Origin of the sequence: Roseimaritima multifibrata (genome assembly GCF_007741495.1) — a bacterium.
GTDB lineage: Bacteria > Planctomycetota > Planctomycetia > Pirellulales > Pirellulaceae > Roseimaritima > Roseimaritima multifibrata.
On sequence record NZ_CP036262.1, the window covers coordinates 5,910,846 to 5,932,108 of the forward strand.

At 54.8% G+C, this 21,263-nt stretch carries 19 protein-coding genes; 10 read left to right on the plus strand and 9 right to left on the minus strand.

Going from position 1 to position 21,263, the window contains the following annotated elements; genetic code table 11:
- Positions 1–233: 233 nt before the first annotated feature.
- Both FF011L_RS21435 and FF011L_RS21440 read right to left on the minus strand, forming a co-directional pair.
- On the minus strand, positions 234–1,715 hold the full coding sequence (locus FF011L_RS21435) for an ammonium transporter (protein ID WP_145355741.1): 1,482 nt from the start codon (positions 1,713–1,715) through the stop codon (positions 234–236).
- Between the two features lie 699 nt (positions 1,716–2,414).
- Positions 2,415–3,269 (minus strand): SDR family NAD(P)-dependent oxidoreductase, encoded by an 855-nt coding sequence (locus FF011L_RS21440; protein WP_145354026.1) that lies wholly within the window; start codon positions 3,267–3,269, stop codon positions 2,415–2,417.
- 190 nt (positions 3,270–3,459) lie between these two features.
- On the opposite strand from FF011L_RS21440, the gene pyk reads away from it, so the two are divergent.
- The 6 genes from pyk (at position 3,460) to FF011L_RS21470 (ending at position 11,131) form a co-directional block, all read left to right on the plus strand.
- Positions 3,460–4,932 (plus strand): pyruvate kinase, encoded by a 1,473-nt coding sequence (gene pyk, locus FF011L_RS21445; protein WP_145354027.1) that lies wholly within the window; start codon positions 3,460–3,462, stop codon positions 4,930–4,932.
- Positions 4,933–5,175: 243 nt separating this feature from the next.
- Positions 5,176–7,242: a flagellar biosynthesis protein FlhA gene (flhA, locus tag FF011L_RS21450; RefSeq protein ID WP_145354028.1), complete on the plus strand. Its 2,067-nt coding sequence runs from the start codon at positions 5,176–5,178 to the stop codon at positions 7,240–7,242.
- A 55-nt stretch (positions 7,243–7,297) separates the two neighbouring features.
- The gene (locus tag FF011L_RS21455) at positions 7,298–8,338 is read left to right on the plus strand and encodes a flagellar biosynthesis protein FlhF (protein WP_145354029.1); all 1,041 of its coding nucleotides are present in this window, start codon (positions 7,298–7,300) and stop codon (positions 8,336–8,338) included.
- 177 nt (positions 8,339–8,515) lie between these two features.
- The gene (locus tag FF011L_RS21460) at positions 8,516–8,785 is read left to right on the plus strand and encodes a hypothetical protein (protein WP_218932791.1); all 270 of its coding nucleotides are present in this window, start codon (positions 8,516–8,518) and stop codon (positions 8,783–8,785) included.
- 115 nt (positions 8,786–8,900) lie between these two features.
- Positions 8,901–9,695, plus strand: coding sequence for a FliA/WhiG family RNA polymerase sigma factor (locus FF011L_RS21465; RefSeq protein WP_145354031.1), 795 nt, complete (start codon positions 8,901–8,903; stop codon positions 9,693–9,695).
- Between the two features lie 491 nt (positions 9,696–10,186).
- Entirely contained in the window at positions 10,187–11,131 is a 945-nt protein-coding gene (locus FF011L_RS21470) for an NYN domain-containing protein (RefSeq protein WP_145354032.1), read from the plus strand.
- A gap of 64 nt (positions 11,132–11,195) precedes the next feature.
- Here the strand turns inward: FF011L_RS21470 and FF011L_RS21475 are convergent, their stop codons facing one another.
- The 3 genes from FF011L_RS21475 to larB all read right to left on the minus strand — a co-directional run bounded on the left by FF011L_RS21475 (position 11,196) and on the right by larB (position 14,104).
- Entirely contained in the window at positions 11,196–12,197 is a 1,002-nt protein-coding gene (locus tag FF011L_RS21475; protein ID WP_145354033.1) for a DHH family phosphoesterase, read from the minus strand.
- 1 nt (position 12,198) lies between these two features.
- Positions 12,199–13,134, minus strand: coding sequence for a bifunctional riboflavin kinase/FAD synthetase (locus FF011L_RS21480; RefSeq protein WP_246109557.1), 936 nt, complete (start codon positions 13,132–13,134; stop codon positions 12,199–12,201).
- 127 nt (positions 13,135–13,261) lie between these two features.
- The gene (gene larB, locus FF011L_RS21485) at positions 13,262–14,104 is read right to left on the minus strand and encodes a nickel pincer cofactor biosynthesis protein LarB (protein ID WP_145354034.1); all 843 of its coding nucleotides are present in this window, start codon (positions 14,102–14,104) and stop codon (positions 13,262–13,264) included.
- A gap of 175 nt (positions 14,105–14,279) precedes the next feature.
- Here larB and FF011L_RS21490 point away from each other — a divergent pair, with 175 nt between their 5' ends.
- Positions 14,280–15,497, plus strand: a complete 1,218-nt coding sequence (locus tag FF011L_RS21490) for an argininosuccinate synthase (RefSeq protein WP_145354035.1) — start codon at positions 14,280–14,282, stop codon at positions 15,495–15,497.
- 355 nt (positions 15,498–15,852) lie between these two features.
- Here FF011L_RS21490 and FF011L_RS21495 read toward each other — a convergent pair whose 3' ends face one another.
- The gene (locus tag FF011L_RS21495) at positions 15,853–16,761 is read right to left on the minus strand and encodes a DUF1559 family PulG-like putative transporter (RefSeq protein ID WP_145354036.1); all 909 of its coding nucleotides are present in this window, start codon (positions 16,759–16,761) and stop codon (positions 15,853–15,855) included.
- 124 nt (positions 16,762–16,885) lie between these two features.
- Between FF011L_RS21495 and dtd the strand changes: the two genes are divergently transcribed.
- On the plus strand, positions 16,886–17,356 hold the full coding sequence (gene dtd, locus FF011L_RS21500) for a D-aminoacyl-tRNA deacylase (RefSeq protein WP_145354037.1): 471 nt from the start codon (positions 16,886–16,888) through the stop codon (positions 17,354–17,356).
- Between the two features lie 57 nt (positions 17,357–17,413).
- On the opposite strand, the gene FF011L_RS21505 is transcribed toward dtd, so the two are convergent.
- Positions 17,414–18,148, minus strand: coding sequence for a metal-dependent hydrolase (locus FF011L_RS21505; protein WP_145355746.1), 735 nt, complete (start codon positions 18,146–18,148; stop codon positions 17,414–17,416).
- A gap of 19 nt (positions 18,149–18,167) precedes the next feature.
- The gene (locus tag FF011L_RS27280) at positions 18,168–18,452 is read right to left on the minus strand and encodes a transposase (RefSeq protein WP_391560890.1); all 285 of its coding nucleotides are present in this window, start codon (positions 18,450–18,452) and stop codon (positions 18,168–18,170) included.
- On the opposite strand from FF011L_RS27280, the gene FF011L_RS21510 reads away from it, so the two are divergent.
- Together FF011L_RS21510 and dgt are read left to right on the plus strand one after the other, a co-directional pair.
- Positions 18,335–18,991: a CvpA family protein gene (locus FF011L_RS21510; RefSeq protein WP_391560943.1), complete on the plus strand. Its 657-nt coding sequence runs from the start codon at positions 18,335–18,337 to the stop codon at positions 18,989–18,991. The genes FF011L_RS27280 and FF011L_RS21510 overlap by 118 nt on opposite strands.
- Positions 18,992–19,290: 299 nt before the next feature.
- Positions 19,291–20,682, plus strand: coding sequence for a dGTP triphosphohydrolase (gene dgt, locus FF011L_RS21515; RefSeq protein ID WP_145354039.1), 1,392 nt, complete (start codon positions 19,291–19,293; stop codon positions 20,680–20,682).
- A 191-nt stretch (positions 20,683–20,873) separates the two neighbouring features.
- Here dgt and FF011L_RS21520 read toward each other — a convergent pair whose 3' ends face one another.
- Positions 20,874–21,248 carry a DUF3127 domain-containing protein gene (locus FF011L_RS21520; protein ID WP_145354040.1) on the minus strand — a complete coding sequence of 125 codons (375 nt, stop codon included), beginning with the start codon at positions 21,246–21,248 and terminating at the stop codon, positions 20,874–20,876.
- Between the last annotated feature and the right edge of the window lie 15 nt (positions 21,249–21,263).

Sequence of the window (21,263 nt, forward strand, 5' to 3'; positions counted from 1 at the left end):
ACGGCCTGCGCCCAATACCATCGACTCTGGCATCTGCAGACGGTTTTCTAGCGGATCGGCAAGTTCATTGTGTTTTCTATACGATGGCCGTACGGATCGCGCCGTTCCGCTCACAAAGTAGAGGGCGTTTGCGGCGTGTCACGTCGGCGGACGATCACGCAGAGCCTTAAGGCTTCAAAGCCAATTTCAAAGTGAAAACCTTTCAGCTCTGCGTTTACGACTGACAGGCAACACTAGAGGAAGATATATCCTTCTTCTCCGTGCTCCGAAATATCCAGTCCCTGCCGTTCGGATAGAACGGGAACGCGTAGACCGATGGTCGCGTCAAGCACCTTCAGTAACACAAAACTGACGATCGCCGCGTACGCAATCGTTATCCCGGTTGCGACGATCTGACCAACGATCGTGTTGTAGTTTCCTTCGATCATGCCGACCGGTTGTCCGCTGGCAATATCCCAAACGGCTCGAGTTGCAAAAACTCCGGTCAAGATAGCACCAAGGGCTCCCCCCATTCCGTGAATCCCGAATGCATCCAGGGAATCGTCGTAGCGAAATTTCGACTTGAGGGCCGAACAAGACAGGTAACAGACCAGGCCAGCCAGAGCTCCCATCACCAAAGAAGACATCGGGCCGACGTGTCCCGCAGCAGGTGTAATGCAGACCAACCCGGCAACGGCTCCGGAACTTGCGCCCAGCAATGTCGGCTTTCCGCTGCGAACCCATTCGATCATCGCCCATGTAAACGCTCCGGCGGCGGCGGAGAAATGGGTAACGGCAAATGCACTGGCGGCGATACCATCGATCCGCAGGGCACTTCCAGCATTGAAACCGAACCACCCCACCCACAACATTGATGCTCCCAAGGCGGTGTAGGTCAGGTTGTGTGGCGGCATCGGTTCCCGCTCATGTCCGATTCGTGGGCCGATCACGATCGCGGCAACCAGGGCGGTGACCCCGGAACTGATATGCACGACCGTGCCACCGGCAAAATCAAGGGCACCGCCAGCGATCGAAGCCTCTTCTCCAAACGCAAGAATCCCTCCACCCCATACCCAGTGTGCCAGCGGACAATAGACAACGGTCCCCCACACGAGCGAAAACAAAGCCATCGCTCCAAATTTCATTCGTTCTGCGAAAGCACCGCAGATCAAAGCTGGGGTGATGATGAAGAACATTCCTTGGAACATCATATGAGTTAAACGCGGCAACGCTTCGTCATACATCGGCGTCACCGGTTGCTGAAGTTCCGTGCTCCACTCACGTGCGACTCCCTGCATCAATGTGAAATCCAAATTACCGATGTAAGGACCACCGCCGCCAAATGCCAGCGAATATCCATAAAGGGCCCACACAATACTCATCATTCCCATCAAGAAGATGCACTGCATGAGCACGCTGAGAACGTTTTTCTTACGAACCAAGCCACCGTAGAACATTGCCAGCCCTGGTGCCGTCATAAACAGAACCAACGCACAGCAAACCAACATCCACCCATTGTGCGGGGCCGACAGAGGACCGCTTAAGTAGCTGTCGGATTCGCCGCTTACGTCCTCCGGCGCGACCTCCGCCTTGACGTTTGCAGACGGCATTCCTGCTTCGCCTCCCTCAACCACCAGGGTGTCAACTTCTACAACCTGCACACTGACCGGCGCAGCTTCGCCCGCCGGTTCCTGCCCCACCACGACAAGGGGAATTAGACAAATCAGAAGGGTCATGACCGCTGCACAGGCGGCCTGTCGGTCTATTTTGAATGGATACACGTTGAAGAGACTCCCAGCCTAAATGGAGTGAATGGAAAAAGGTAACCGTCTGCCGCTTGAGCACTTCGGGCTCAGATAAAGGTAGACAGCAGGTTCCAACGCAAACTCTTGCAGTCGCCAGCGGTAAAGGATGAGAAACGAAGAAGAGAAGGGAGGTCAAATTGCCTTGTCGACCGCATCGGGAAACCGCTAAGAATTTAGCGGAAAAATCTATCGCCCCCCAGCCCGCGGTGGTCTATTAGCACGCTGGAGGCTTTTCATTTCCAGAAATTTCCCCGCGAAGGACCCTAAAAGAACTTTTCGGAAACGAAAAAGACTCGTCGATTCTGCCTCCGATTCCGCCTATTCCTGGAATGAAAACGCAAAACGCGTACGCCATTCGGCAGAGATTGCCCAAAAGAGCAGGGCAGGGGAGTCCAGCGGGAAACCGCGAAAGGATCCGCCCAACGCAGGCGAGCCGCTCAAGACGGGAAATCTATTTGTGACGTGACTGACGTAGATACCGTCGCCAGACGTTGGTCCTTGCAGTCTGCCCACGCTCTGGCGAGCGTAGCTACATGACTGCCCCGGAAACCATCATTGATTGCTTTTACGTCCCCCGCGAAAGTAGCTTTACAGGGCGTTCTTTGGCCGAGCGAAAGGCGACAATAGGGCTTAACGTGTGAACTTCAGCAACAACCAATCCCCTGCGGCGGGCCACAGGTGGCCGATCGCTACCAACGGACGCAGATGCCAGGGCATAATGATGTCCGGTTTCCGTTTGCGAATAATCTTCAAAACGGCTTTTGCGACTTTCTCGGGCGGCACGCCTTTGACGCTGGTGCCTCCGCCGGGGCGAGAGGCCTTGGCGGGCAGGCCGGTTTGATCGCCTACCTGTTTTTCATAACGTGCCCCCGCGTCACTGCGTCGGATTGGCCCCGGGTTTAGCAACCCCACGTGAACTCCACGCACCTTCCATTCCAGCCGCATCTGTTGCGTTAATCCTGCCAGGGCGTGTTTCGCAGCAGGATAGCCTCCCAGATAGCGGGCTCCTACCTTGGCCGCCAATGAGCCGATATTCACGATCACGCCGCCCGATTCCTCCAGCCACGGCAAACAAGCCTGCGAGCAGAGCAGGGAAGCATTCACATTCGTTGCGAATAACTGCTCAAGCTTTTCAATTCTTAAATCGGCGACCAAGCCACGATCACTCTGGCCGACCACATTGACCAAAACATCGATTCGCCCCGTTGCTTGAATCAGGCTGGCTACCATTGAATGCACCTGGCCGCCAACGGTCACATCACAGGCGATGGGCAAACAGGAACCACTTGGCTGCTCAAGCACAAACGCGTCTAGTTTTTCTCGATCCCGTCCGATAACTGCAACATAATATCCTTCTCGGATCAGCTGGACCGCGATCACTCGCCCCAATCCTTCGGACGCCCCTGTGACGATCGCGACCCGACGATCTTGGATTCCAGCAATGGTGTCGGCAGGTGCCCCCCGATTCGATTCAAGAGCAGCCATCGGATCCTAACGCATCAGAAAAGGAATACGAACAACAGCCAATACGGCAGACACAACGCCACAAAAAGGCACCAACGCCCAGAAACACGCCCTCGCTACCAGCGGGCTCCCAGAAAGGATGCAATCCTTTACATTCTCATTAGTAAACGGCAATCCTGCCACACCCCTTAGCTTATATCCATGGTGTTATATGGCTCGTCCAACCCTGCAAGAAGCTTGCACCAAGATTGTCGCGACTGTCGGCCCAGCGTGCGATTCGGTTCCTCAGCTGGAAGCATTGATTGCGGCGGGAGTGGATGTTTTCCGAATCAATACGGCCCACGGCAGTCGCGAAGCGCATGCCGCCACGCTCCGAAACATCCGCGAAGCAAGCGATAACACAGGATTTCTCGTTGGTGTCCTTCTCGATTTATCAGGTCCCAAAATTCGATTGGGGAAACTGCTTCAAGATCCGCTGCAGTGCGATCCTGATATGGAAGTCACCTTCATTGCAGGGGATGTTCCAGAAAATGAAACCGAATTAACCAGCTCTTACAAACGCCTGCTGCAAGAATTGACGGCGGGGGATACGGTAATGCTGGCCGATGGAATCGTCTCGCTGGAAGTGATTAGCAACGATGGCAAACGTGCGGTTTGCAAAGTCACCGCACCGGGGGAACTGCGAAGCCGCCAAGGGATCAATCTCCCGGGCGTGAAATTGAGCGTCTCGGCCATGCGACCAGAAGATGTCGACAACGCGATCTGGGGAGCCCAGTCGGGCATCGATTTCATCAGCCTTAGCTTTGTCCGCTCCGCCTCGGACGTTCGATCCCTGAAGGATCTTCTGACCAGCTATGAATCGCAAGCATTGGTGATCGCCAAAATCGAGAAACGCGAAGCCTTGGATGATCTTGAAGCGATTGTGGATGCTGCCGACGGAGTGATGGTTGCCCGGGGAGACCTAGGAGTCGAAATTGACGTGGCCGAAACCCCCGTCGCACAAAAACGTATTATCGCGATGTGCACCGAAAAACTGAAACCAGTGATTGTGGCAACCCAAATGCTGGAATCGATGCACCATTCGCCGAGGCCCACCCGCGCCGAAGCCAGTGATGTCGCCAACGCGATCCTTGATGGTGCCGATTGTTGCATGCTGAGCGGCGAAACCGCGATCGGGGACTACCCCGAAATCACGGTAAAAACGATGCGCCGAATCATGTCCCATACCGAACAGAGCATGCCCTACGCGATTCAACGCGCCCAGTTCATACTCAATCGAGTCCATCCAATCACCTCGGCGGTGACCCAAAGTGCCACAATGCTTGCCGAAACGATCGAAGCGAAAGTGATTGTCATCGCGACACGGAGCGGTGGCACCGCATGGGTGAAAAGCAAACAGCGAAGCTTGGTCCCGACGCTTGGGGTGAGCGATAACGTTGAAGCGTTGCGGCGAATGAACCTGTTCTGGGGCGTCAAACCACTCCGAGTCAAGCAACTGGACGACGCCAACGAATTGTTTAACGAAATCACCGCGTGGGGCTGCCGGTCGGGGATGCTGCAAGGAGGCGATCTGGTTGTTTTGGTGACGGGGAACCGAGTCATGGAGCACGCCCATAACTTAATTGCGGTCCATACCGTCGATCCGGACAAATGCAACATTCGATCGACGACCAAGCCTTGCTAGCATCATACAGCGACGGAACCGAGGGGGCTTTGCTAGCGTTTGGCTCACCTCGTAACTATCTCGCTTTAGCGTTCGCCCCAAATGGCTCGCTTCCTGTGAATCGCGGGAAATCGACGCGAATTCCATGACGTGGCCTCCGAATCCCGATCTCTTCGTCAGCCGCTCTAGACCTACAACGGCCGCTTTCGCTACTCTCTCACTCCACGATGGATGTGGGCCGACAGGATGTTGGAAAAGAGATCAATGGAAATCCTTAAACGCTATCGAGACTTAGTCCTTCCGGTCGGCATTATATGCTGTCTGTTGGTTATTCTCGTACCGTTACCTCCCTTTTTGATGGACGTCCTGTTAGCGGCCAACATTACGGTGGGTCTGATCGTCTTACTGACGACGGTCTACGTCATTACACCGCTAGAATTCAGCATTTTCCCTTCGCTGCTGCTTGCGACGACACTGGCTCGCTTGGTCTTAAACGTGGCAACCACACGTTTGATTTTGACCCGAGCCGACACCGAACAGATGGATGCGGCCGGTGGAGTAATCCAAGGATTTGGCGAATTTGTCGCCGGAGACCGAATTGAAGTTGGTTTGATTATCTTTGGGATCATCATGCTGATTCAGTTCATTGTGATCACCAAAGGGGCGACGCGAATCAGTGAAGTCGCAGCCCGTTTCGCCTTGGACGGAATGCCAGGCCGCCAAATGGCCATCGATGCCGACATGAATGCTGGCCTGATCGACGAAAAGGAAGCCCAACGCCGTCGCGAAGAGGTAGGCGCCCAAGCCGACTTCTACGGAGCGATGGATGGTGCAAGTAAATTTGTCCGCGGAGATGCGATCGCCGGCTTGGTGATCATGATCATCAATGTGGCGGGGGGGCTGTACATCGGCGTGTTCCAAGCGGGCATGACGTTCACCGAAGCGGGCGCTTTATATACAAAACTGACGATCGGTGACGGCTTGGTCAGCCAGGTTCCTGCACTCTTGATTTCGTTGGCCGCTGGTTTGTTGGTGACGCGAAGTGCCCAGAAAACCAACCTGCCTCATCAATTCCTTAGCCAGCTCTTTGGCAACCCTCGAGCGTTGATGGTGGCCGGAGCCTTTTTGGGGCTGATGATCCTGACCCGTCTACCTCGGATCCCGATGGCATCCCTTGCGATTGGCTGCATCGGATTGGCCATCGTGATGAACCGTCAAACCGCCAGCGACGAAGAAGAAACCCGTCGTCGCGAAGACGAAGAATCGGCGGCCGCCGCTGCCCCACCTGAGAAAAAAGTCGAGGACTACCTCGCCGTCGACCCAATGGAAATGTCGATCGGGATCGGTTTATTGGGACTGGCGGATCCAGCCCGTGGAGGCGATTTGATGGAGCGGATCAAAGGGGTCCGCAACGCAATCGCCGAAGACATCGGGATCCTGCTGCCCAAAGTACGTGTCCGCGACGGGATGCATTTAGGCGACTTGGAATACGAAATCCGCATCGCAGGGAATACAGTGGCTCGCGCGGCAGTCTACCCCGATCGCTTCTTGGCGATCGATTCCGGGGGCACCACCGGGGTTATTGATGGCGAACCGACACGGGACCCAACGTTCGGCGAACCGGCCGTCTGGATTGATCCCGCTCGTCGTGAACAGGCAGCGATCTTCGGCTACACCACCGTCCAGCCCGCAGCCGTGCTGGCAACCCACTTACAAGAGATCTCTCGCCGCCATGCGGACGAACTACTCTCTCGCGATGCCACCAAATACTTATTCGATCAACTAAAAGAAGTGGCGCCCGCGGTCGTTGAAGAACTGATCCCCACCCAAATGAAGCTAGCCGAAGTGCAGCAAGTTCTGCACATGCTGCTCCGTGAGGACGTGCCGATCCGGCAACTGGGGATCATTTTGGAAACACTGGGAGATTATGCTTCGCGGACGAAAGATCCAGTCCTGCTGACCGAATATGTTCGCAACCGATTGGCTCGTACCATCTGTTCTCGATACCGAGATTCGCAACAACGTTTACACGTCGTCGCCCTGGATCCAGCCGTGGAAGATCGGATCGCAGCGGGAATCGACCATACCGACCGAGGGCTATTTGTTCGCATGAGCCCTGCGGCGATCGAATCGACCTGTGCTCGAATCGACCAGGCGGTAAAAAAACTGACCGCTACAGGGCATCCTCCAATTGTGCTGGTCAGCCCACGCGTACGCCCTGGTTTACGGCAGATCACCGCATCTGCATTGCCACGCCTTCGAGTTCTTTCGTACAACGAAGTCACACAAGACACAACAATCGAGTCGGTTGGGATTGTCACCGACGTCTAAGATTGATTAGACCTCCCACTTCCCCAGACGCACACTTCCTCGCTTAATCAAATTCATGTACATCCGCACCTTCCAAGCCGCGAACCTCCAAGCCGCCCTGGCTGAGATTCGTGAACAAATGGGGACCGACGCAACGGTACTCCATACGCGGCAGGTCAAGGACGGCTGGATGGGATGGCTAGGGCGAACTCAAGTCGAAGTGACCGCGGGACTAAGAACCGAAAACAATCAACCTTCTCTGGCAGGGCAGGCTCCTTCGGAATCACTGCCACGCCCCGAAGCCGAACAACTTCGCGAACTATTGATTCGTGAAGGGGTTTCCGACGCGGTTGCAGAACGCTGGACACGGCGTTCCATCGAAACCCTTCGCGTCGAGCATGGCGGACAGGCAATGGCCTTTTCCTCCATGGCACTTCAGAACGCTTTACAACGAGTGGTCGCGGCGGACATCGAATGCGGTGCTCCGATCCGAGCCCTCCCCAACGAACGACGGGTGATTGCACTGGTGGGACCAACGGGTGTTGGAAAAACCACCACGGTCGCAAAACTAGCGGCTGGATTCCGAATCCAGCAAAAACGTCGAGTCGGTTTACTAACGATCGACACCTATCGAATTGCTGCAGTGCATCAACTGCAAGCCTATGCCGACATCATGGACCTTCCGATGCAAGTCGTCGAACGTCCCGATCAGATGCAGGCCGGATTGAAGGCACTGGGCGATGTCGACTTGGTCTTGATAGACACCGCCGGCCGCAACCCACACTTTACGGCTCGGATCGAACAACTTCGCGCCCTCCTAGCCGCCGCTGCACCGGATGAAACGCATCTGGTACTCAGCGCGACGTCCAGTGCGTCGACGACGGCGGGTGTATTAAAGGGATTCGCCAGCGTGAAACCAACAGCTGCGATCCTGACAAAGATGGATGAATCCGAACAAACCGCTGGCGTCCTGTCAGCCTTTTACGAACAAAATGCTCCGCCCCTAAGTTATCTGACCACAGGGCAACAAGTTCCCGACGACATCGAAGTCGGGAACCGTGATCGCATCGTCAAAGCCCTCCTGGGCCGCCCGCAAGCTCCCGCGATCGCTGCATAAATCAAAACAGATGGGTCTGTCCAAACGCACGGATGCACCTAACAAGAAGAATTCGAGAAAACCTCCTAAACCGACCAAAAGGATTAATACCCAACAACCTCAAGTGCCGATAACGAATAAGCAGTCGAACGGTTATCATCTTCCGATGATTACTTCGATTCAGAAGTGGATTTGATTATGCAAAGTCGATTTGCCGTTGTGCTTGGTGCAGTTGCCCTAGCACTGGTCGCCCTCCGGGGCGGACTACGCAATGAAGTCCCTTCGGATGTTTTGTTTGAAGGCCTACTTGCGATGTTGATATTTTTCGTAATAGGCGCGGTAGCAGGAAAAATAGCGGACTACTTAGTCCGACAAAGCGTAGAGACACAGTTCCGCCAACGTGTCGCAGTTTTTGAAGAAGAACTGCAGCAGACACAGCAGCGGGACTCAAAATCTGATGATTCTTGACGGCACGGATGTCGGGATAGATCGTCAGTTATCTGGAACCTTACCGAGTCGACATGGATGTCCTTTCGGCAGGGTTCCGCTTATACAAGATGCCAACTAGGTCACGGAGGATTGGATGGCGACCACCACGGCTGATGAAGAGATCAAGCAGGTTTGGACCGACTTCAAAGCAACCGAGAAACACGGTCTGGGCTATGAGGATCTTCGCAACCGTTTGGTAGAACGTTACATGCCACTTGTTCGCTATAACGGTGAACGAATCTGGCAACGTTTACCCGACGGTGTCGAACTGGACGACTTGATCAGCGCTGGAATTTTCGGACTGATGGATGCCATCGACGCATTTGACCTCGAGCGTGGTGTCAAGTTCGAAACCTACTGTGTGCCCCGAATTCGTGGAGCGATGCTCGATGAACTTCGGACCATGGACTGGGTACCGCGTTTGGTTCGCAGCAAAGCGAGCAAACTGAATGAAGCACGCAAAAGGCTGGAGACCAAACATGGTCGTCCACCAACGATCCACGAGCTTGCCGCTCAGATGGAAATTACCGTCGCCGAATGCGAAAAGATGCAATCGGACGCCAACGCCGTCGGTTTGGTATCACTGAATAAAAAGTGGTACGAAACGGATAGCTATAAAGACGTTCGTGAAATCGATATTCTCGAAGACCAAAAGGGTGAAGACCCGACCATCCGCGTTCAGAAGAACGACCTTATGCGGTTGGTTACCAAAGGTCTGAATCGGAACGAACGACTGATTATCATTCTGTACTACTACGAAGAACTGACGATGAAAGAGATCGGGGCAACGCTCGATCTGTCGGAATCGCGTGTCAGTCAGATGCACAGTTCGATCGTCAATCGATTGCAGATCCAGCTCGGCCAACGCCGCGTTGAATTCGGAGCCTAAGGCACGAGGGACGACACAAGCATGCGGTTATCGATTTGGAACCGCGTGCTTCCGGGATGTCGCCGATCTTAACAGCACGGCGCAAGCCGTCCGGTTCGGTGATTGTCGCCTTTCGCTCCGCGACGTGAAATTTACAAGTGGGCGATTTGTCAACGACAATAGGCCCCATGCCAGCTTGCCTGGCATGAAGCCGAGATTTGAAATTAGTCTGCTAGCCCCCCAAAAACGCATCCGGTTCGGATTGTCGCTGAGAGCGGCAATCCGAACCGGATGCGTTTTTTTTGAGTGGCCCATCTCTAATTTCAAATCTTGCGGTCCTGTCGGGCCAGCCAACGAGGGGACGTGCTGATCGACTTCCTGCTTGCCCGCTTGGCTAGCTGGCACCGGGCCGATTCTTCTGCAAGCCGATCCGATGACCGGGCGGTACACTCCGCGCTGCGACAACTACAACCCCTGCGGCTATCGGCACGTCGTCGGTTACAATAACCGGCATGTTATTGCTCATCGACGGCTACAACCTACTCCATCAATCCGACTTGCTTGGGCGGGGCAGGGGAGAGGACTGGCTGCGCCGGGCTCGCAACCGCTTGCTACGCCAGTTGGCCAAACACCTAGATGACTCGCTGCGTCCCCAGACCTGCATCGTCTTCGATGCAGAAGATCCACCGCCGGGCCGCCCAAGCCAAATCTTCTATCACGAAATAGATGTTCGGTTTGCCGTCAACCATCCCGAAGCAGACGACCTGCTAGAAGAGATCATTGCACACCATCCAGCCCCCAATCGGCTGACGGTGGTTTCCTCTGATCACCGCGTCCAGCGTGCAGCCCAGCGACGCCGCGGGCATTTCTTCGATTCCGATTCCTGGTACGTCGCCTTAATCGATGCGGAACACGTCCTCGGCATCCGCAACCCAAAACAGGCGAACTCGAAATCGACTGCGAAATCAAAAGAATCGCTGATCGCCGACCTAGCCGCCCAATCGACAGAGGAGTGGCTAAGAGAATTTGGGTTAGACGTCCCGTCAGCGCCCACTCCCTCCCCGGCATCACCGCCGAAAGAAACTCCGGCACAAAAGAGCCCTCCCAGTCCAGACGCCTTAGATTCTAAACCCAAGGTCGTAGACGATCCTCCCAGCTCAAACATCTTGGGCGACAGTCCCGGTGCGAATATCCTTGGCGTTAGTCCTAGGCCGGCGAAAAAACTTAAAAAACCTAGCAGACCACCAAAAGCCAAGCGTGCGTCGACGACCAAACCGAGTGCAAAACCTGCGGGCAAACGTCCCTCGAAAAAACAACTTCCGCTGCCCAAAACCAACAAACTGCCTAAACCCGAATCAAAACAATCGGATGAAACAGAGCGAGAGCGGGCCCGAAGACAACTGAAAGGGGACGCCGATCAAATCTTTCCTGAAGGCTATGGGGAAGACCTTCTGTAAAGACCTACCAGCGAAGACAGAGGTGGCACCCCACATGAATGGCACCATCCCCATTCACATCCTGCTAGATTTTTTCGCCGAGGGCTTTTGCCAATGCTTCTCGCACGTAAGGCAAAACTTTTCCTTGCACGTCGTGCAACGTTCCTTCTTGGAACGCTCCCGCAGCGGCTTTGTGCCCGCCGCCGTTGAAGTGCTTGGCGATCTCATTGCAGTCCAGTGCACAGCGACTGCGGAAGCTCAACTTAAAGCCTCCCTTTAATTGCTCAACCATGATCACCGCCGCTTCGGTTCCACCGATTGCCAAAGTCAGATTGATTGCGTCTTCGGTATCGCTAGGCAGGGCCCCGGTCGCAGCAAAATCTTCCTTGGTCACATAGGTATAGACCAGTTTTCCATCAAGTTCCGCCGTGGTCCGTGAAAGCACCAACCCGCGAAGCTTCAGTCTTCCCAAAGTATCCCGCTCATACAGATCGCCATAGATCTCGGCAGGAACCACACCAACGTCAATCAGACGAGCAATGACTCGGTAGGTTTCGCTTGTCACACTTCCAAACCGGAACCATCCTGTATCGGTCGCGATCGCTGCAAACGCGGGGAACGCCATCGCTCGTGTTAGCGGGACCTTGCATGCGTCCGCGGCCTGAACGACAAGGTGACCGGTCGCTTCCGCAAGATAATCCTTGTACATCGTGGCCCCCAAATCGTCTTCGCCGACATGGTGATCCAAAACCATTCTGTCCGCTCGCAAGCCCCGAATCACATCCGCCATATCTCCTAATTGTTGCCAGGCGCTGGTATCCAGAACCATGATGCAGTCGGCCTTCACATCTTCGGGCTCAATCGAATCTCCCAGCACATCGATCCGTCCCGCGGGATCCAAGAACTGCAGGGCAGGGGGAGTTCGATGTGCATTGACGATTCGGACTTCTTTACCGATCGCACGCAACACCTCAGCCATCGCCAGTTCACTTCCCAAGGCATCGCAGTCGGGGCGAATGTGACTGGTCAAAACAAACGATTCGTAGTGACGGATTTGGTCGACGAACGCTTTCCAATTAACACTCATATTATTTTCCAATATGGATCAGCGACCGAACTTTCTGAACGTCACGCTGCAACTGTTGCCTGAGAATATCTACAGATTCGAATGAAGCAATGTCACGCACATGCTCAATAAAGTCAACACTTAGGTCTCTTCCATAGAGGTCACCGGACCAATCCAAAAGGTGAACTTCGATCTTCTCTACCGATTCACCAAACGTTGGATTTGGACCGATATGAGTCGCCGCTCGATAGACCTGACCATCCAACTGAACCGACGTTGCGTAGACTCCATGGACAGGAACAAGGCTGGTTGGTTCCACTAGATTGGCCGTCGGAAAACCAATCAATCGGCCTCGCTGTTCCCCGGTCCCAACCTTGCCGGTCAGTTGGTAAGGAGCCGTCAGCATGGAATTTGCCGCAGCGATATCCCCAGCCAACAAACTCTGCCGCACCCGTGAGCTACTAATCATTTGCTCACCAAATGCGGTAGCGGGCACAATGGTCAATCCAATTCCGGCATCACGGCAAAGCGTTTCTAACCGTTTGGTGTCCCCTTCGCGATTACGTCCGAAGAAGAAATTCGGCCCCTCTACAATGGCCGCCGCCTGCAGCGATTCCAGAACCGTCGACTGAAAGAACGCCTCGGCAGAGCGATTCAAAAAGTCGCGATCCACACGACAGACCACGACAAAATCAACGCCCTGTTGCTGCAGTAGTTCCGCACGACGCTCCAGACTAGTCAGCCGAGCCGGTACCGCTTGGGGACGAAGCACGGCGGCGGGATGCGGGTCAAAGGTCACCACCACCGCAGGCCCATTCACCTGCTTGGCCGCCAGCTTCAGGTTCTTTAACAGACAGGCATGGCCGTGATGAACGCCATCGAAATTACCGATACTGACCGCACCGCCAAGCATTTCTTTGGTCAGTTGATCAAAATAGCAATAAGAAGCGGCGGGCACGGGAAAAGATCTTTTTCAATCGGAACAGAAGGGTGTCAGGGCAACAGTATGACTGACAGATTGAACCTGAACAGCCACCGGAGCAACGGTGCTCTACCGCAGCGGGCATTCAAAAAGAGCAGGGATGCTAATAGGTGTCGGCTGACTGACTTCCTGCCCAGTGATTCGCCGCAATCAATCCCGCGACATAGCCTCCTTTAAAACCGGCATCGATATTGACCACGGTAACATTGGATGCACAACTGTTTAGCATCCCCAGCAAAGCCGCCCAGCCACCGAGGGATGCGCCATAGCCCACGCTTGTGGGGACTGCCACAATGGGGACCGCAAGATGCCCCCCCACCACGCTCGGTAAAGCGCCTTCCAGGCCCGCGACAACCACCACTGCCTGGGCGGTCTTCAAATAAGGAACCGCTGCCTGCAAACGCTGGGGTCCCGCGACTCCAATATCATCGTACCGCTGGACTTCAACCCCCATCCATGCGAGCGTTTCGGCCGCTTCACGCGCCACGGGCAAATCGGTGCTCCCCGCACATAAAACGGCAACCGATCCCTTCGTTGGCTGCCCTGTAATGCCCGATTGGCAATATTCCGCAGTCGGCAGATCGCGTCTCAGCCGAAGCGTTCGTGCGACCGATTGATAGAAACAGCCGACAAAATGAGGGCGAAGTTCGCTGGCGACCGCGGGATCACAGCGCGTCACCAAAACTTCCTCCTGTTGCTCCAGCAGCTTCGCGGCAATCGCTCCGATCATCTTGGCCGGTTTTCCCTCACCGTAGATCACCTCCCCGAAACCGCATCTCGCTTTTCGCCCCAAATCGACGGTCGCCCCGTCAATTTCAGCGAATTGGTCTCCATCGGATCCCCCCGCAGGAGCCGGTTGCGATCGCTCAGCAGCCTGCTGGACCGTCAATTCTCCACGTGCAACCGACTGGAAAAGGGCAATCAAATGGGGGTCAGGCAATGTCATATAGCAGTGGAGTAGGGTAGGGGAGCAGCATCTCGGAACTGGGCGGCTTGCCAGAACCGGTACGATGCAATCACAATAATCGTTAGAGCTTTCGGAAGCCACGGCTTCCGGACAACCCGTTGTTACAAAAACCACCAGATCCACAAGCCGCCCGCGGCTGGGAGAACAGAATTCGATGACCAAAAGCTGCGTATTAGCCTACTCGGGCGGCCTAGATACTTCCGTTATTTTGGGTTGGCTGCAGGACGAAGGGTATGAAGTTCACACCGTTTACGTCGATCTTGGACAACCGGGCGAAGACAAAGAAGCAACGCTCCAGAAAGCTCGCGATTGCGGAGCCGTCTCGGCTCGGATCGTTGACGTCCGCGAGGAACTCTGCCGCGACTTCGCGTTCCCTGTCCTCGCTTGGCAAGCCAAATATGAATCGATCTATTTGCTGGGAACCTCGATCGCACGGCCTCTGATCAGCAAAGTTTGCTTGGAAGTCGCCCGCGAAGTCGGAGCAACCGCCTACGCTCACGGTGCCACCGGGAAAGGAAATGACCAATGTCGTTTCCAACTGGCTGCCGAAGCATTGAACCCGCATATCGAAATGATCGCTCCCTGGCGAATCAAACGCTTCCGCGAAGCGTTCCCAGGACGAACCGAACTGATCGACTACTGTGCCAAGAAAAACATCCCGGTCAAAGCCTCCACAGCCAAACCGTACAGCAGCGACGAAAACGTTCTTCACATCAGCTACGAAGCTGGTCAGCTGGAAGAACTGGATGTGAACGGTGTCGAAATCGTTGACTTCGAAATGGGCGTCAGCCCCCAAGAGGCTCCGGACAAAGTCGAAGAAGTGACCATCGGTTTCGAATCGGCGGTTCCCGTTACCTTGAACGGCAACAAACTGACCGCCCTGCAAATGGTCGAACAACTAAACGACATCGCAGGACGCAACGGAGTAGGGCGGATCGACATGATCGAAAACCGTTTCGTCGGTATGAAGAGCCGCGGAGTTTACGAGTCCCCAGGAATGACCGTACTGTACGACGCCCTGATGGTGATCGAACAACTGACGCTCGACCGCGACCTGCTTCACCTCCGTGACCGGTTGGCTCCCGAAGTCGCCGAGATGGTGTACTACGGATTCTGGTACACGCCGAAACTGGACGCGTTGATGGCCTTCATTCGCGAAGCCCAAAAACCTGTCACCGGGGAAGTCACGCTTCAACTGTACAAAGGAAACATCATGGTTTCCAAACGAAGCAGCCCCAATAGCTTGTACGACGCTGAAATCGCAACCATGGAAGGAGGCGGATCTTATAACCAAGATGACGCCGAAGGATTCTTGCGAATCCAAGGCCTTCCAAGCCGCGTCCAAGGTAGCGTCAGCCCTCGCGCCTACTAGGTCGCAGCGGTTATCAAGAAAACGGCAGGCATCGCCTGCCGTTCAAGCAGAACGGAGCGTCCCCAACCGACCGTTCACTAGGGACGTGAAAAGATTTAATGACGGTTGCTGTCGTGCGGCAGCAAGCCAACTTGAAAACCGTCACCTATAAATTTCACGTCCCATGTGAGCGGCAAGACGCAAGCCCAATCCCATCTACCAGGGCATCCGTCAGATAGCTTTCATAGCGGATGGGTGCGAGCTAACCAGCAGCACACGATGCTTCCAAGGCGTCAGCAGTCCCAAGTCGCGGCCAGCCGCTACGAAAGCCGCTGGCACGCGGCGCGGCCTTGCCGATCGTTTCCAGAACAGCCGATTAGTCCAGAATATCATCCGACAACGGTTCGGAACCGGCTGGACTAAACAGGCCTCGGATCTCCGCGGACGAGAGAGTGTCGCGGAGGAAATGCGTTCGCTCGTCAACGGTTGCGACCATCGCACCACCGGCATGCCGTCCGCCGATTTCGATCCCGTCCGAAGCGCCCACTGCAAACTGCATGGAACGGATATCCAAGTCACTCGGCTCCATCCAGTGCATCAAACTGCCTGCGGGAGCTCTTGCTTCAACCAACAAGATCGTCTTGGACGGCTCGTCTACCAAATCTTTAGGTCCCAACGATGCGGTGGCGGTGGGAAACAACGTCCCTGGACCGACGACAAGATAGTAGTTTGCCTCCGCCCCAAACGGACTTTGCTTGTCGGACTGAAAGACCTGAGGTGTCTCATAGATTTGCTCCATATTGATATCCCAAGGCTGACTTTGATCATACTGCATATAAAGATCATTCCGGTTCAGATAAGGAAGAATCAGCACTCGCCAGCTATGCATTTTTTGCCCACTAGCGTCCAGCGTCACCGAGGGCGGATAGGTTCCATAATCATTGGCATATGCATTTAATGCGGCGGCCAATTGTTGTAGGTTTGTAGCATCGTTCATCCGCATCCGAGAAGCCTGCATCTGCTGCATCGCCTGGCCACCATAATTGCTGACGACAAATAGCAGACAGACCGTTGCTGCCAACGCCATGACTCCCGCGATCGCCATGCGAATCTTGTGACTGCCAATCCACCCCCCACGTGCCGTTTCGGTCACCGGCCCTAAACCCGCGAAATCAGGCAACTCCACTTGCTGATGACACTCCGCGCAATCACCTGCCAAGCCACTATACTCATCGCCCACCAATGTCTGAGAATGGCAATGTGGACAGGTAAACAGATAGGTCATTGGAAGCCCAAAGCCTCAATCGAGTACGAGGAAAACGCGCGTCTGATTTCATTGTAGCGTCCTGTTTCTCGCCCATTCGAATCTCGCTTAACTTCCACCACACACAAACTGAAAAGGCTTCCATATGCGATGCGTCCTGCAACGAGTCCTCGAAGCTCGAGTCGATATCGACGGCGAAACCGTCGGTGCCATCGAGCAGGGATTGATGATTTTAGTTGGGGTAGGGGAGGGCGATACGGAATCGGACGCCCGGTACCTTGCCGATAAAACCGCGGTGCTTCGGATCTTCTCCGACGACGCTGACAAAATGAATCTTTCCATCTTGGATGTTCAGGGATCCGCCCTGGTCGTCAGCCAATTCACCCTGCTGGCCGACTGCCGCAAAGGACGGAGGCCCGCTTTCACCGGAGCCGCTGAACCTCAGATTGCAAACAGGCTGTACCAATCCTACTGCCAGCGATTGGTAGAGCAGGGGATTGAAGTCCAAACCGGACGCTTCGCTGCCGACATGCAAGTTCACCTGATCAACGATGGCCCCGTAACGATCCTGCTGGAATCGCCGCCCAAAGCGAAAGAAGATTCAAACAGCGGTTAGAAATCCGATGTGCAGACATGGCTTCAAAAACGATAACCAATCCCAAACGATCTGCGGCTAGCGTTTTTTGAATGGATGACGCATCGTTTGCAACCAGCTCTCCGCAGGCTCCGATAGCTCGGGAATCGCCATCTGGTTTTCATGCAATTGATGCCGATGCAAAAAACCATGATCACACCAAGCCAGATAGGCTAGCAAGAAAAACTTTGCATAGGTCGACACATTCGCCCACGTGCTGTTGCCTGCAAATTTCATCGCCGTCCCAAACGACTTCTTCAACCGAGTTCGACCGCCTCCCATACTGACCGACCAAATCTCATCCATCGTCAGGTGCGTCCCGAAACCAAGAGTCACTGCGGCGGCTTTGTAGACACGAATCGCTTCACTGGGACTTGGGACAAGCAAATAGGTCAGCAACCCCGCGGAAAACATCGCCGGTATGCTGTGCCACATCCCTCGGTGAACCGTGTATCGCTTAAAAAATTTGACCAGCACGAATCGCATGAACAGATAAATCAACATCGCCGAGAACGCCATTTCCTCCGGCGTCATGTCGAGAGCTCGGAATCGATCGATCATCAACATCGGCACCACGGCCGAACCAAAATTAGTCGTCTCGCGAAGTGGTACACCGGTGTCACTGTCCAGGTCGGGCAACATCCCGCTGACCGCGCACAACCCAGCCGCCAGGACGCCGCTTTCAATCGACATCCCTTGAAAGAAAACTCCCCAGTAGCCGTAGGCAACTCCGACCATCGTGCTACCGGTGATATGGGCTTTAAATCCAGCCACCCAATCCACTTCAGTTTTGCTAGCATTCAGGCTTCGCAAACGATCGCGAAACACGCCCCTCTCTCATACTCCGATTCGCCCCGGTTTGCCAAGATTGATCTTCGTCCAACGAACTGGGTTTGGTATGAATACTAGGCTTCACCAAGACCTTCGGAGTAACGGTTGGAAACGTACGACATCCTGATGCTGATTGTGCTAGCTGGCACAGCACTCTACGGAGCGATGAAGGGATTTGCCTGGCAAGTCGCCTCGATCGCGTCGATCGTGCTGAGCTATTTGGTGGCGGTTTGGTACCGCGAGCCATTTAGCCAATCGATCAGTGCGGAACCGCCATGGAACCGACTACTGGCGATGCTGATTCTGTACGTGGGAACTTCGCTGGTGATCTGGGTCGCTTTCCGGATGGTCAGTCGATCGATCGATCGCATGAAACTGCGGGAATTCGACCGCCACATCGGGGCGTTATTTGGGCTCGCCAAAGGCGTGCTGTATTGCTCGGTGATCACGCTGTTTGCCGTCACAACCCTGGGAGCGTCCAACCGCCAAAAAATCGCTCAATCGCGAAGCGGCTACTACATCTCCAAAGTGCTCGCACACAGCAACGGCATCTTGCCGACCGAAGTCCAACAGGTGCTCAGTCCGTACATCGAGCAATTTGACGAACAGATCGAATCGGGCGGTACCGCGCCAGTCGACCGTCCCGAGATGCCTTGGAAGACGCCAAGCGATGTCGATTCACTGTGGCCTGGCGAAGGCGGCGAAGCCCCAGCGATCGATCCCAGCAAGTGGCTACCGGCCGATCTCTTGCAACAAGCCCAGCGCGAACGAGCCATGCGAAGATAGCGATCGCCGCGTGACAGCGCAGCGCAATCCAAGCGGCACGACGCCTCAAAAGATCCGGCACTCAAACAGCCCGCAGGGGACGCCCATCACAACCGACGAAGCATGGGCCTAAGCAAAGCGGCCACAGAACGCCTGAAAACATCAAACAAGAAGCTGCAAATCAAAGAAAAGCCTGTTTCCCTAGGAAAATCAAGGTCTGAATACAACATAAGAGGCATTATCGGACGTTGCTAATAGGGCGATTTCCCAATAGATTCCCCGCATTGTCGCCTTTCACTCCGCGTAAGAACGCCCTGGTAATGCAACTTTCGCGGACCGAAGGTTGCGACAATCTTTCTCCGCTCACCCATGACTTGGCACCGATGACTCGGCTTCACTGGAACCGCCTGCTATCCGATTTCCGCTGCCCTCGCCCTGGCCAGGTGCCGCGACGTTCACGCGACGAACCATTCCGCACGCCGTTCGAAGCGGACTACGACCGGATCGTTTACTCGCCCGCCTTCCGGCGGCTCGCCCGCAAGATGCAGGTCTACCCGCACTCGCCGCACGATCATGTCCACAACCGCCTAACCCACTCCATCGAAGTCGCCAGCGTCGGTCGCTCCTTTGCGAAACGGATCGCGGCCCTGCTGATCGACAAACAGGAGATGCCCGCCAACCGAAAAACGGAAGATGTGTGCCAGATCCTTCAAGCCGCATGTTTGGCACATGACATCGGAAACCCTCCGTTCGGACATGGAGGCGAATACGCGATTCGCCAATGGGTCCAAGACCATCCCACCGACGTCTTTGGCGACGACCTTTCTCAGACCGACGAAGGACTCCGCCACGATTGGCTGATCTTTGAAGGCAACGCCCAAGGCTTCCGCCTAGCCAGCCGCGCGGACAACCCACAGGCCGGCTACATGCGACTGACGTACGCGACCCTTGGAGCGATGGTTAAGTACCCGTGGCACTCCTGCGATCAGCGTGCGATCACCCATCAAAAATTCAACATCTTTTCCAGCGAGCGTGAACTGTTCGAACAGGTTTGGAACGAGATGGACCTGGGCACACAGGACGCTGCCAAACGCCATCCGTTATCCTTCTTGTCCGAGGCGGCCGACGACATTTGCTACCGGATTCTTGACCTGGAAGACGCGGTCGAAATGAACATCCTGAACGACAGCCATGTCCGTCCGGTGCTGCTACAGATCATGAACGAAGATCATTCGCAACTTCCCTTATCGGTTCTGCGAGGCAAAGCGATTCACACCCTGGTGAACGCTACCTGGCAGGTCTTTGAACAAGACTACGAAGCGATCATGCATGGCGACCGAATCGCCGATTTGAAAACGAACTTAGATTCGTCTCTACTAAATGCACTCGAGCAGGTCACCGAGCACTACACGACGATCTTTGCGCATCGCGCCAAGGTAACGGCAGAACTTGGCGCGTACCAAGCGCTGGGAAGGATTGTCGGCGCACTAAGCCAAGCGACGCGCAGACTAAGCCAACAACAGATGTTTCAGAAAACCGATTTCCTCACCAAGCGAACTCTAATGCTCGCCTGGGGAGAGAATTATGTTTCTGAAAACCAACAGCGTCCGTATGCATGGTGGCTGCATCAAGTCATGGATTACTTTGCCAGCCTGACGGACACCAACGCAACGACGTTGTCGCAGCAGATCACGGGCAACACAGCAGGGTAGTTTTTTAAAAAAACCGCCCTGCCCCTCGCCCCCGACACCTTCTCTCCCTTTCCCTCTTGCTAAGAAGGAACGATCCCACGGGAGACCGAAAGGCTGCACAAGTTTGGCGAAAACAGCCGGAGCATCTGTACGGACGCCCCGTCGCTCACGCTCTCAACAAAACTTGTTAAACGATCGACTGTCCATCTGCTTTAGAAAGGGACATCATCTTCGTCGAAGGCAGCTTCCGAAAGACTGTCGTTGGCTTCAGCGCCACCGGCACCGTTGGGTGCATCCATTTTCGTGAAGGAGATACCTTCCACGTTAACGAAGAATTTGACTTCGGAGTTCGCATCGCGTTGCCATTTGCGACCGCTCAATCGATAGGTCACTTCGATCGAATCCCCGACCTGGACTCCGTCAACCGAATCACATGCATCACGAATAAATTCAACCGGAACATAGTTGGTAAAACTGCCCAACTCTTGCTCCAGGACCACTAGTCGTTTGCGAAATCCTTTCTGTCCGTAAGTTTTTGTTTCTTCAACCAAGTGGACGATCCCAGTTACTTTCGCATCAGCACTCATCTTTAATACTCACTT